Source organism: Streptococcus mitis bv. 2 str. SK95, from assembly GCF_000222705.1.
GTDB lineage: Bacteria > Bacillota > Bacilli > Lactobacillales > Streptococcaceae > Streptococcus > Streptococcus mitis_AY.
Genome location: NZ_AFUB01000023.1, coordinates 120,433 through 132,813, shown reverse-complemented (window position 1 = coordinate 132,813; position 12,381 = coordinate 120,433). Strand labels below are relative to the sequence as shown.

Genomic DNA, 12,381 nt, shown 5'->3' with positions numbered 1-12,381 from the left:
ATGAAGAACCGAATTGGTTACATAGATATGTCTAAAGGTTTAGCGATTATATTAGTTATCATTGGACATAGTAGCTTCGTTCCAAATAATGCTAAGTTGCTTCTCTATTCATTCCACATACCGTTGTTCTTTTTCTTATCTGGTTTTACTTTGAATGTTAGAAAATACGAAACCTTCTCAGGCTATTGTTTAAATAAGGTAAAGAGTTTAGTTATTCCTTTTTTCTTGCTGAATAGTTTTGTTTTTCTGTTTCAACTTTTTGTCATGTATCCTGATAAAGTTCTGAGTTTTAATATTCTTCATTTTACAAAACAGTTACTGATTTCAGATCGTTTGCATATTTATTTTCAATTATGGTTTTTGAATGTGATGTTTTTGGCTCATGTTTTCAGTTATTTTATTTTAAAGAGAAAATGGAATTTGGCTCAGTGGATAATAATAATCTTATCTCTCTTGGTTTTAGTCTATATCGGACAGAAGGTATATGAGAGGGAGTATTATTTAATTTGGAATATTGATTTAGTTCCTGTTGCTCTGATTTTCATCTTGCTGGGAGTATGGACTAAGAATAATTTACATCAATTAGAAAAGTATTTTTCGATTTACTTTTTACCGATTGGACTTATTCTTACCAATTATAGTAGTAAACTAAACTATCGAGTGAGTGGCCATCAAATTGTTGATTTGTATTATCAGCAAATTGGGAATCATTTCTTATTTTACTTGGCAGCTATTTCAGGAATTTGGAGTGTTCTTATATTTTTTAAAACAATTCCAGAGAGTTCCATTTTGAAATCAATCGGACAAAAAACGTTGATTTATTATGGAATACATTCGCCGATAGTTCTGGTGTTAGTAGAAAAATTAGTTAAAGAATTGTCTACTAAATATACTGGAATTTTTGTTAATCAATATATAATAACAGTTTTTGTAGCTTTATTGACAATTTTAGGCTGCGAATTGATAGTCAGGGTGTTTAGAGGAACCAACTTTCCTTTTGGGATAAAAATATTAGGAGAAAAAGATGAGTAGACACAAGCCAATTTTATATATCGTTGTTCCATGTTATAACGAAGAGCAAGTCTTACCACATACTAATCCAATGTTTGTTGAAAAAATTGAACAATTAGTAAAGAAAGAAGAAATCCATCCTCTTAGCAAAATTATGTATGTAAATGATGGTAGTAAGGATCGGACTTGGGAACTGATAGAAAGTTATGCTAAAACCATCCCTTCTGTAGTTGGTGTGTCACAAAGTCGTAACAGGGGGCATCAAAGTAGTGTCCTTGCAGGTATGTATGAGGCCATTCAGTTTGCTGATATAGTTATTACCATTGATGCTGATGGACAAGATGACATTAATTGCATGGACAAGATGGTTTCTGAGTATAAAAGTGGTTCTGAAATTGTCTACGGTGTACGAGATAACCGTGATACGGATTCTACTTTTAAACGAATTACAGCTGAAGGTTTTTATAAAGTGCTACGCCTGTTTGGAGCAGATGTTGTTTTTAACCATGCAGACTATCGATTGGTTTCTAAAAGATTCCTGAAGGAGTTAGAAAAATTTACTGAAGTCAATCTTTTTCTTCGTGGTTTAATGCCTTTAGTTGGCTTTAAATATTCTTACGTTTCATATAAGCGCCATGAACGAATTGCTGGTGAAAGTCACTATCCACTATCAAAAATGCTTGGTTTGGCTATGGATGGTATTACTAGTTTATCAATCAAACCGATAAGGTTGATTACAAGTCTAGGAGTTCTGACCTCTCTCTTTAGTTTTTTATTGATTATTTGGGTTGTATGGAGCAAACTTGCTGGTACAGTCGTGGCTGGATGGGCGAGCACCTATGCAATAGTTAGCCTACTTGGTGGAGTTCAATTGATTAGTTTGGGCGTAATTGGTGAGTATGTTGGAAAGATTTATCTAGAAACGAAACGTCGTCCTAGGTATATTATCAGCGATCGTACTTTTGATACAGATGGTGTTTCATCGGATTTTAATTCTTGAAAATTTTTCAAATTTTGATATAATAGTACTACTCAAGGGAGTAGCTGGCAGAAACCTGTGATAGTGTCGTCATTCCGAATTTTATACTGAAAAGTATTCTTTCCGGCGCTATCTTAAACAGCGAGACTTGTTATGATTAACAGGTCTCTTTTTGTTTGTCATAAAACCAAAAGAGAGCTTGTTTTGCACACAAAGTCAAGGAGGAGACACATGTCAAAAGAACAAAAACGCCAAGCGTTTTATACTCAAAGTCCCGAAGAGGTCTTGAAGTCGGTTGAAGCAACTGAGCAAGGCCTTTCGTCAAGCGAAGCGCAGAAACGCTTAGCTGAATATGGGCGCAATGAACTTGAAGAGGGTGAGAAAAAATCTCTCTTGGTTAAATTCATCGAACAGTTTAAGGATTTGATGATTATCATCCTAGTTGTTGCAGCTATCTTATCAGTCATAACTTCTGGTGGGGAAGATATCGCAGATGCCATTATCATTCTAGCCGTGGTTATCATCAACGCAGCCTTCGGTGTTTACCAAGAAGGAAAAGCAGAAGAAGCCATCGAAGCCCTCAAGTCTATGTCTAGTCCAGCTGCTCGCGTTATTCGTGATGGGCACATGGCAGAGATTGATTCCAAAGAATTGGTGCCAGGAGATATCGTTGCCCTTGAAGCAGGTGACGTAGTACCAGCAGACCTACGTTTGCTAGAAGCCAATTCACTCAAAATCGAAGAAGCTGCCTTGACAGGTGAGTCTGTTCCAGTTGAAAAAGACTTGACAGTCGAGCTTGCTGCCGATGCTGGAATTGGTGACCGTGTCAATATGGCCTTCCAAAACTCAAACGTGACTTATGGTCGTGGTCTTGGTGTTGTTGTTAATACAGGTATGTACACGGAAGTTGGTCATATCGCTGGCATGCTCCAAGATGCGGATGAGACGGATACACCACTCAAACAAAACTTGAACAACCTTTCTAAGGTCTTGACCTATGCAATTTTGGTCATTGCCCTTGTTACTTTTGTAGTTGGAGTCTTCATTCAAGGTAAAGATCCACTTGGTGAGTTGATGACCTCTGTTGCGCTTGCTGTTGCAGCCATTCCCGAAGGGCTTCCTGCTATCGTAACCATCGTTCTTGCCCTTGGTACTCAAGTTTTGGCTAAACGAAACTCTATTGTTCGTAAGTTGCCAGCAGTTGAAACGCTTGGTTCGACTGAGATTATCGCTTCTGATAAGACTGGTACGCTTACCATGAACAAGATGACAGTCGAGAAAGTCTTCTATGACGCAGTCCTACATGACTCAGCTGATGATATTGAACTTGGCTTGGACATGCCACTACTTCGTTCAGTTGTCTTAGCTAATGATACCAAGATTGATGCTGAGGGAAACCTGATTGGTGACCCAACCGAAACAGCCTTCATTCAGTATTCCTTGGACAAGGGCTACGATGTCAAAGGATTTTTAGAGAAATATCCTCGTGTAGCTGAGTTACCGTTTGACTCAGATCGTAAACTCATGTCAACGGTTCACCCATTGCCAGATGGTAAATTCCTCGTAGCAGTCAAAGGGGCTCCAGATCAACTCTTGAAACGTTGTGTTGCTCGTGATAAAGCTGGAGATGTCGCTCCGATTGATAATCAAGTCAATGACTTAATTCACACAAATAACTCTGAAATGGCTCACCAAGCTCTGCGCGTGCTGGCTGGTGCTTATAAGATTATTGATAGCATTCCAGAGAACTTGACTTCTGAAGATCTTGAAAACAACTTGATCTTTACTGGTTTGATTGGGATGATTGACCCTGAACGTGCCGAAGCAGCAGAAGCTGTTCGTGTGGCCAAGGAAGCGGGAATTCGTCCAATCATGATCACTGGTGACCACCAAGACACAGCAGAAGCCATTGCCAAACGTTTGGGAATTATCGATGAAAATGATTCAGAAGACCATGTTTTGACAGGTGCTGAGCTCAACGAACTGTCTGATGAAGAATTTGAAAAAGTAGTTGGTCAATACTCTGTTTACGCGCGCGTATCTCCAGAACACAAGGTTCGTATCGTGAAAGCGTGGCAAAACCAAGGTAAGGTCGTTGCCATGACAGGTGATGGTGTTAACGATGCACCAGCTCTGAAAACAGCCGATATCGGTATCGGTATGGGAATCACTGGTACAGAGGTTTCTAAGGGAGCATCTGACATGATTCTTGCGGATGATAACTTTGCGACCATCATCGTCGCAGTTGAAGAAGGACGTAAGGTCTTTTCAAACATTCAAAAGACCATTCAATATCTGCTTTCTGCCAATACGGCTGAAGTTTTGACCATCTTCTTATCAACCTTGTTTGGTTGGGATGTCTTACAGCCAGTCCATCTTTTGTGGATCAACTTGGTAACCGATACCTTCCCAGCTATCGCTCTCGGTGTTGAGCCAGCTGAGCCAGGTGTTATGACCCACAAACCACGTGGACGCAAGTCAAGTTTCTTCTCAGGTGGGGTCATGAGTTCTATCATCTATCAAGGTCTCCTTCAAGGTGCCCTTGTTCTGGCTGTTTATGGTCTTGCCCTTCTTTACCCAGTTCATGTGGGTGACAATCAAGCTATCCACGCTGATGCTCTTACTATGGCCTTTGTAACACTTGGTTTGATCCAGCTCTTCCATGCCTACAATGTAAAATCTGTTTACCAGTCTATTTTGACTGTTGGTCCATTTAAATCTAAAACTTTCAACTGGTCCATCTTGGTATCCTTCATCCTTCTCATGGCAACAATCGTCGTAGAACCGCTTGAAGGAATCTTCCACGTAACCAAACTAGACTTATCACAATGGGTAATCGTTATGGGCGGAAGCTTCTCAATGATACTCATTGTCGAAATCGTTAAGTTTGTTCAACGCAAGCTTGGTTTTGATAAGAACGCGATTTAAAAAGAAAGTCATCTTCGGATGGCTTTTTTTGCATTTGAGGAGAATAGTTAGGAGTTATCCACTTTTGTGCTATAATAAAGTAAAATGGCAAGGAGTGAAAGAAATGGAAAAGAAAATTGTCCGAGATGTCTTATTCCTGTCGCAAGTTTCGAAAGCTGCAAGTCAGGAAGACCTTTATCTGGTTAGAGATTTACAGGATACCCTGCTTGCCAATCGCGAGACCTGTGTTGGTCTAGCGGCCAATATGATTGGTGTCCAGAAGCGCGTGATTATCATTAATCTTGGCCTAGTTCCCATGGTCATGTTTAACCCTATTCTCCTTTCCTACAAAGGACCTTACGAGACCGAGGAAGGTTGTTTGTCCTTGACTGGGGTACGGCCAACGACTCGTTACGAAACGATTAAGGTTTCCTATCGCGATAGCAAGTGGCAGGAGCAGATTATTACGCTGACAGGCTTTCCAGCTCAGATCTGCCAGCATGAACTGGATCATTTGGAAGGACGGATTATTTAGGAGGAACTCAGATGAAACGTATACTCTTTGAACTTGTTTTTATCGCAACGACTTGGTATATCTTTTTGCCACCCTTCAATCTTACCAGTTGGGAATTCATCTTCTTTCTCTGTGTGCATCTGGTGGTGATGGGGATTTTGTTTAGTTTTCGAAGGGATACCAATCTCCTCAAGACAGTTCATGTACGTCATGGAAAGGTTGCAAACGAACTCAATCTAGAAGGGCTTCATTTTAATAAATTAGGTGGAGGATTGTTGCTGGCTGCAGGCCTTATCTTTGCCCTTGCTGGTCTGGTAAGCTTAGTGACATCAAGCTTTTTCCAAGCAAAAAACTATGCTAATGTGGTCTCTATCACCGAAAAAGACTTTAAAGATTTTCCTAAGAGTGATACCAGTAAGGTTCCAATCCTAGATCGGAGCACTGCAGAAAAGATTGGTGATCGTTATCTGGGCTCTCTGACGGATAAGGTATCCCAGTACGTAGCAGCAGATACCTATACCCAGCTGACGGTCGATGGCAAACCCTATCGGGTAACACCTTTGGAGTATGCTGACCCGATTAAATGGTTTAATAATCAGTCCAAGGGAATTGGTGAGTATATCAAGGTTGATATGGTGACAGGAAATGCGGAATTGGTGGATTTGAAAACACCGATGAAGTATTCGGACTCCGAGTATTTTAACCGAGACGTCAAACGCCATCTTCGGATCAAGTATCCAACCAAGATTTTTAAAACCCCATCCTTTGAGGTGGATGATGAAGGCAATCCTTTCTATGTAGCAACCGTTTATCAAAAACAGTTTGGTCTAGGAGTACCTCGTCCTTCATCTGTTATTATCTTAGACGCCACCAATGGAGAAACCAAGGAATACAGCTTGGATGAGGTGCCAGAATGGGTGGACCGTGTCTATCCCGCCGAAGAAACCATCCAGCAAATCAACTACAACGGCAAGTATAAAGACGGTTTTTGGAATGCCTTGATTTCTAAGAAAAATGTTACCCAAACGACGGAAGGTTATAACTATCTTTCTATCGGAAATGACATTTATCTCTACACAGGGGTGACTTCAGCAAATGCTGATGAAAGTAATTTAGGATTTATCCTTGAAAACATGCGAACTGGTGAAATCACCAAGTACAATCTAGCATCAGCAACCGAAGAATCTGCCCGTGCTTCAGCTGAAGGAGCCGTTCAGGAGAAGGCCTACAAGGCTACCTTCCCTATCCTTGTCAATCTCAACGATAAACCGCTCTACATCATGGGCTTGAAGGACAATGCAGGCTTGGTTAAGGAGTATGCTTTAGTTGATGCAGTAGAGTACCAAAACGTTATCGTAGCAGCTACAGTAGATGAACTCCTCAGCAAATATGCCAATAAAAATGACCTCGAGCTGGATAATGAAACGGTAGAAAACATTAAGGGAATCGTCTCAGACCTTAAATCAGCTGTTATCAAGGGTGACACCGTCTACTTCTTTAAAGTTGATGGCAAGATTTATAAGGTCAAGGCCTCAGTGTCAGATGACCTTCCTTACCTTGAAAATGGCCAATCCTTTGAAGGTCTAGTTGGAAAAGATAATTATCTCAAAACCTTTAAAGTCAAGTAAAAGAAACCTCGGTATGAACTGAGGTTTTTAAGATGAAATTCTTGGTCGTGATTGAAAAATATGCTACACTAACAATATGAAAATTTTAATCCCAACAGCCAAAGAAATGAACACAAACCTTCCTTGTATCGAACCGCTCCCCTTGAGTGAAGAAAGTCAGGCAGTCCTTGACTCACTGGCGCATTACTCAGCTAGTGAATTAGAGACTTTTTATAAGGTTTCTGCCGAGAAAGCAGAAGAAGAGTACAGCCATATTCAAGCTCTAAAAGATCGAAGGGCTAAAAACTATCCAGCTTTGAAACTCTTTGATGGTCTTATGTATCGCCACATCAAACGAGATGGGTTAACCGAGACTGAACAAACCTATCTTGAAAATCATGTCCTGATTACCTCGGCTTTATACGGTGTTATCCCCGCCTTATCGCCCATGGCTCCTCACCGTTTGGACTTCTTGATGAAATTAAAAGTGGCTGGAAAAACCTTAAAGAGTCATTGGAAATCAGCCTACGATGAGGCACTTCAGGATGAGGACTTGATATTCTCACTCCTATCATCAGAGTTTGAAACTGTATTTTCGAAGGAAATCAGAGAAAAGATGGTGACCTTCAAATTTATGGAGAACAAGGCAGGTCAGCTGAAGATTCACTCAACCATTTCAAAAAAAGCCCGTGGCGCCTTTTTGACCGCCTTGATAGAAGGGCAAGTTCAAACTGTCGAACAAGCTCGCAAGCTCAGTTTTGCCGGCTTTGACTACCGACCTGATTTATCAAGTGATTTAGAACTCGTCTTTGTGAAACAAGCATAAAACCAGCTCATTCGAGCTGGTTTTTGCTGGATTAGTTGATGGCTGCAAGAAGGTCGTCCGCTTGTTTGGCAAGTGATGAAGCAGTTGCTTCTTCTAACACCAATTTTCCGTCTGCCCAAGCAGAGTCATTGACACGAGCGGCAGTAAAGTCACCAACAACTTGTGTACGGATAAATGGCAAGAGGTCTTTGTAAATAGCAAAGAGTTGATCGTGACCGGCATTGGCTACAGATGAGACAGTAACAAACTTGTCTTGGAGGGCAGAAGCACCACGTGTATCAGACAAGTCAATGGCACGAGAGAGCCAGTCAAGCAAGTTTTTCACTGTTCCAGGGATAGAGAAGTTATAGACTGGAGAGAAAATCCAGATGGCATCGGCAGCAAGGACAGCCTCGCGAGCAGCAGCTACAGCTGGATGAGTTGGAACTTCTAAATCTTGGCTGAAGAGAGGAACAGCTGAATAATCAAGATAGCTAACTTCCGCTTTTCCGGCAAGTACTTTTTCAGCTTCGAGGGCCATTTGGTGGTTGAAAGAACCTTGGCGAAGTGAACCGACGATAAATAATACTTTTTTAGACATGATGTGTCTCCTTTTGTTTAAAATTTAAAGAGCGAACTCTTTTGTTACCATCTATGTTACAACAAATGATACTAATTAGCAATAATTTTGCTCACAAATGTTTAAATTTTTTTAAAATGCGGATTAAGTCTTCCTTTTCGCCATCTTCCAAGATGCTGAGTGCTTCTACGATAGAATCAATATGATCAGGAAGAACCTCTTCGATTTTTCTGCGTCCTGCAGGTGTTAATTTCAGGAAAAAGGAGCGACGATCTTTTGGGTCACAAGTTCTAGAAATCCATCCATCTCGAACCATATTTCGAATGACAACAGTCATGTTTCCAGAAGTGGCTAGCATTTTTTCAATCAAATCCTGAATGCGTAGTTCCCCCTTGCTGTAGAGAGTTTCCAAAACTGAAAATTGAGTGGGTGTTAGCCCGTGTTCTTTGGCAGCCTTGGCTTCATATGGTTTAAAAGTTCGTATGGCCTTATTGAGGACGATAGCTGTTTTTAAATCTAATTGATTATCGGAAATTTTCTCTTTTAAATGTTGTTTCATAAGGCTATTTTATCAATAATGAGAGAGAAAAACAAGAACTTATATTTTATAGGAAAAGAATCTTAGAATGTTCCTGTCTTCACTTGTAATAAAAGAGGAGAGATGGTAAAATAGACGAGTGAAACTAAGACAGAAAAAAGCAAAAAACAAGCTACTTTTACAGTATGGAATCGGCATTGCTCTGGTACTACTAGTCATGACGACCTCCTTTCTTTATCTGATATCTCTCAGTATGAAACCCTATCAAGATGCTAGAGTTGAAGGAGAAAAACTAGCCAAGCAGTATGCAGAATTGGAAAAGGCGGATCAGGTTGATTTTTATAATGGACTCGAAGGTTATTACAGCGTTCTGGGACATAATAAAAAGCAAGAGGCCATTGCCGTACTGATTGAAAAGAATGACCACAAGATTTACGTTTATCAGCTAGATAAGGGGATTTCTCAAGACAAGGCAGCGACGATTTCGAGAGAAAAAGGAGCTAGCGACATTGACAAAGTCACCTTTGGTCGCTATCAGGACAAGTCGATTTGGGAAGTTAAGTCAGGAAACCAGTACTATCTGGTCGACTTTGAAACAGGAGCAGTGATCCGATAAGGAGGACATATGAAACTATCCAAACGTGTACTAGAAATGGAAGAAAGCGTCACTCTAGCCAGTGATGCAAGAGCCAAGGCATTAAAAGCTCAGGGAAAGGATGTTCTTTTTTTAACCTTGGGACAGCCTGATTTTCATACTCCTGAAAACATTCAGGATGCAGCGGTAGAAGCGATTCGAGATGGACGAGCTTCCTTTTATACAGTTGCTTCAGGCCTACCAGAGTTAAAAGCGGCGGTTAATACCTATTTTGAACGCTACTATGGGTATTCTGTAGCAGCCAACGAGGTTACCTTTGCCACTGGTGCTAAGTTCTCTCTCTACACCTTCTTTATGGCTGTGGTCAATCCAGGTGATGAGATCATCATCCCTACACCATACTGGGTCAGCTATGGAGACCAAGTCAAAATGGCAGAAGGAGTGCCAGTCTTTGTCCAGGCCAAGGAAGACAATCACTTTAAAGTAACAGTAGAGCAGCTAGAAGCAGCCCGAACAGATAAGACCAAGGTCTTGGTTCTCAATTCACCATCGAATCCGACCGGTATGATTTACTCTCGTGAGGAACTCTTGGCTATCGGAAATTGGGCTGTTACGCATGATGTCCTTATCCTAGCAGATGATATTTATGGACGTCTGGTTTATAACGGGAATGAGTTTGTTCCAATCTCTAGTTTGTCAGAAGCTATTCGCAGGCAAACTATCGTGATTAACGGTGTATCCAAGGCCTATGCCATGACTGGTTGGCGGGTAGGTTATGCTGTGGGAAATCCTGAAATTATTGCTGCCATGAGCAAACTAACAGGTCAAACAACCTCCAACCTGACTGCTGTATCACAATATGCTACCATTGAAGCCCTAACTGGACCGCAAGACTCTGTTGAAACCATGCGCCAAGCCTTTGAAGAACGTTTGAATACCATTTATCCACTCTTGTGCCAAGTCCCAGGATTTGAAGTTGTCAAGCCCCAAGGAGCCTTCTATCTCTTCCCAAATGTTAAAAAAGCGATGGAAATGAAGGGTTATACCGATGTGACAGAGTTTACAACGGCTATTCTTGAAGAAGTCGGTCTTGCCTTGATTACAGGAGCTGGATTTGGAGCACCAGAAAATGTCCGTCTCAGCTATGCCACAGACTTAGATACATTAAAAGAAGCTATTCGCCGTTTGCATCAATTTATGGAAAAATAAAACTTAGAATCTTCGCCTTTTTAGCGAAGATTTTTTGTATCGAAAATCTCATGAATTTTCTCTAGTCAAACCTAGCTATCGCAATCTATTTATGGTAAAATAGTGGGTAATGATGTCTTCGGACAAGTTAAACGAAAAAAGGAAGATAGATTATGACAAAACGTGTAACAATCATCGAAGTAAAAGACTACGTTGATCAAGAAGTGACCATCGGAGCCTGGGTTGCCAACAAATCTGGAAAAGGGAAAATTGCCTTCTTGCAATTACGTGATGGAACTGCCTTTTTCCAAGGAGTTGCCTTTAAACCAAACTTTATTGAAAAGTTTGGTGAGGAAATGGGTCTAGAGAAGTTTGATACGATTAAACGCCTAAGCCAAGAAACGTCTGTTTATGTGACAGGGATTGTCAAAGAAGACGAACGTTCTAAGTTTGGCTATGAACTCGATATCACAGACATCGAAGTGATCGGTGAATCTCAAGACTACCCAATCACTCCAAAAGAACACGGAACAGACTTCTTGATGGACAACCGTCACTTGTGGCTCCGTTCTCGTAAGCAGGTGGCTGTGATGCAAATCCGTAATGCAATCATCTATGCAACTTATGAGTTTTTCGACAAGAACGGCTTCATGAAGTTTGATAGCCCTATTCTTTCAGGAAACGCAGCAGAAGATTCAACAGAACTCTTTGAAACAGATTACTTTGGAACACCAGCCTACTTGAGCCAATCAGGTCAGCTTTACCTAGAAGCAGGAGCTATGGCTCTTGGCCGTGTCTTTGACTTTGGTCCAGTATTCCGTGCTGAAAAATCAAAAACACGCCGTCACTTGACTGAGTTCTGGATGATGGATGCTGAGTACTCCTACTTGACACACGATGAATCACTTGACTTGCAAGAAGCTTATGTAAAAGCTCTTCTTCAGGGTGTTCTTGACCGTGCGCCTCAAGCCTTGGAAACCTTGGAACGTGATACAGAGCTTTTGAAACGCTACATTGCTGAGCCATTCAAACGTATCACTTACGATCAAGCCATTGACCTCTTGCAAGAGCATGAAAATGATGAAGATGCTGACTACGAGCATCTTGAGCATGGAGATGACTTTGGTTCACCACACGAAACTTGGATTTCGAACCACTTTGGTGTGCCAACATTTGTCATGAACTATCCAGCAGCTATCAAGGCCTTCTACATGAAACCAGTTCCTGGAAATCCAGAGCGCGTGCTTTGTGCAGACTTGCTTGCACCAGAAGGATATGGAGAAATCATCGGTGGTTCTATGCGTGAGGAGGACTATGATGCCCTTGTCGCTAAGATGGAAGAACTTGGTATGGATCGTACAGAGTATGAATTCTACCTTGACCTTCGTAAATACGGTACAGTACCACACGGAGGATTCGGTATCGGTATCGAGCGTATGGTAACCTTCGCAGCAGGAACTAAACACATCCGTGAAGCTATTCCATTCCCACGTATGTTGCACCGTATCAAACCGTAAACTAGTAAAAAGAAGATATTTTCATCTTCTTTTTTCACTTTTATCTTGCTATATATCAGTTTTTCTAGTATAATAGTTAATTGTGAGCAAACCTCACTTACCCCTTGCAAAGACTAGGGGTCATTAGACCAAAAGGAGGA

At 41.1% G+C, this 12,381-nt stretch carries 11 protein-coding genes; 9 read left to right on the top strand and 2 right to left on the bottom strand.

Annotation, left to right across the window (positions count from 1 at the left end; genetic code table 11):
- The 6 genes from HMPREF9965_RS06090 to yaaA all read left to right on the top strand — a co-directional run bounded on the left by HMPREF9965_RS06090 (window position 1) and on the right by yaaA (window position 7,844).
- Entirely contained in the window at window positions 1-1,032 is a 1,032-nt protein-coding gene (locus HMPREF9965_RS06090; RefSeq protein WP_000797215.1) for an acyltransferase family protein, read from the top strand.
- Window positions 1,025-2,011, top strand: a complete 987-nt coding sequence (locus HMPREF9965_RS06085) for a glycosyltransferase family 2 protein (RefSeq protein WP_000086439.1) — start codon at window positions 1,025-1,027, stop codon at window positions 2,009-2,011. Before HMPREF9965_RS06090 ends, HMPREF9965_RS06085 begins: the two co-directional genes overlap by 8 nt.
- Window positions 2,012-2,221: 210 nt before the next feature.
- Window positions 2,222-4,918, top strand: a complete 2,697-nt coding sequence (locus tag HMPREF9965_RS06080; RefSeq protein ID WP_000032437.1) for a cation-translocating P-type ATPase — start codon at window positions 2,222-2,224, stop codon at window positions 4,916-4,918.
- Between the two features lie 103 nt (window positions 4,919-5,021).
- The gene (locus tag HMPREF9965_RS06075) at window positions 5,022-5,432 is read left to right on the top strand and encodes a peptide deformylase (protein WP_000412249.1); all 411 of its coding nucleotides are present in this window, start codon (window positions 5,022-5,024) and stop codon (window positions 5,430-5,432) included.
- 11 nt (window positions 5,433-5,443) lie between these two features.
- Window positions 5,444-7,039 (top strand): hypothetical protein, encoded by a 1,596-nt coding sequence (locus HMPREF9965_RS06070; protein WP_000821462.1) that lies wholly within the window; start codon window positions 5,444-5,446, stop codon window positions 7,037-7,039.
- Window positions 7,040-7,115: 76 nt separating this feature from the next.
- Window positions 7,116-7,844, top strand: a complete 729-nt coding sequence (gene yaaA / locus HMPREF9965_RS06065; RefSeq protein ID WP_000697801.1) for a peroxide stress protein YaaA — start codon at window positions 7,116-7,118, stop codon at window positions 7,842-7,844.
- 31 nt (window positions 7,845-7,875) lie between these two features.
- On the opposite strand, the gene HMPREF9965_RS06060 is transcribed toward yaaA, so the two are convergent.
- Both HMPREF9965_RS06060 and HMPREF9965_RS06055 read right to left on the bottom strand, forming a co-directional pair.
- Window positions 7,876-8,424 carry an NADPH-dependent FMN reductase gene (locus HMPREF9965_RS06060; protein WP_000039650.1) on the bottom strand — a complete coding sequence of 183 codons (549 nt, stop codon included), beginning with the start codon at window positions 8,422-8,424 and terminating at the stop codon, window positions 7,876-7,878.
- 91 nt (window positions 8,425-8,515) lie between these two features.
- Complete coding sequence (locus HMPREF9965_RS06055; RefSeq protein ID WP_000809184.1) at window positions 8,516-8,962, bottom strand: MarR family winged helix-turn-helix transcriptional regulator; 447 nt, start codon at window positions 8,960-8,962, stop codon at window positions 8,516-8,518.
- Window positions 8,963-9,080: 118 nt separating this feature from the next.
- On the opposite strand from HMPREF9965_RS06055, the gene HMPREF9965_RS06050 reads away from it, so the two are divergent.
- The 3 genes from HMPREF9965_RS06050 (at window position 9,081) to asnS (ending at window position 12,241) form a co-directional block, all read left to right on the top strand.
- Entirely contained in the window at window positions 9,081-9,557 is a 477-nt protein-coding gene (locus tag HMPREF9965_RS06050; protein ID WP_000776852.1) for a DUF5590 domain-containing protein, read from the top strand.
- A gap of 9 nt (window positions 9,558-9,566) precedes the next feature.
- Complete coding sequence (locus HMPREF9965_RS06045) at window positions 9,567-10,745, top strand: pyridoxal phosphate-dependent aminotransferase (RefSeq protein ID WP_000777444.1); 1,179 nt, start codon at window positions 9,567-9,569, stop codon at window positions 10,743-10,745.
- A 152-nt stretch (window positions 10,746-10,897) separates the two neighbouring features.
- Complete coding sequence (asnS, locus tag HMPREF9965_RS06040; protein ID WP_000167167.1) at window positions 10,898-12,241, top strand: asparagine--tRNA ligase; 1,344 nt, start codon at window positions 10,898-10,900, stop codon at window positions 12,239-12,241.
- The last annotated feature ends 140 nt before the right edge of the window (window positions 12,242-12,381 follow it).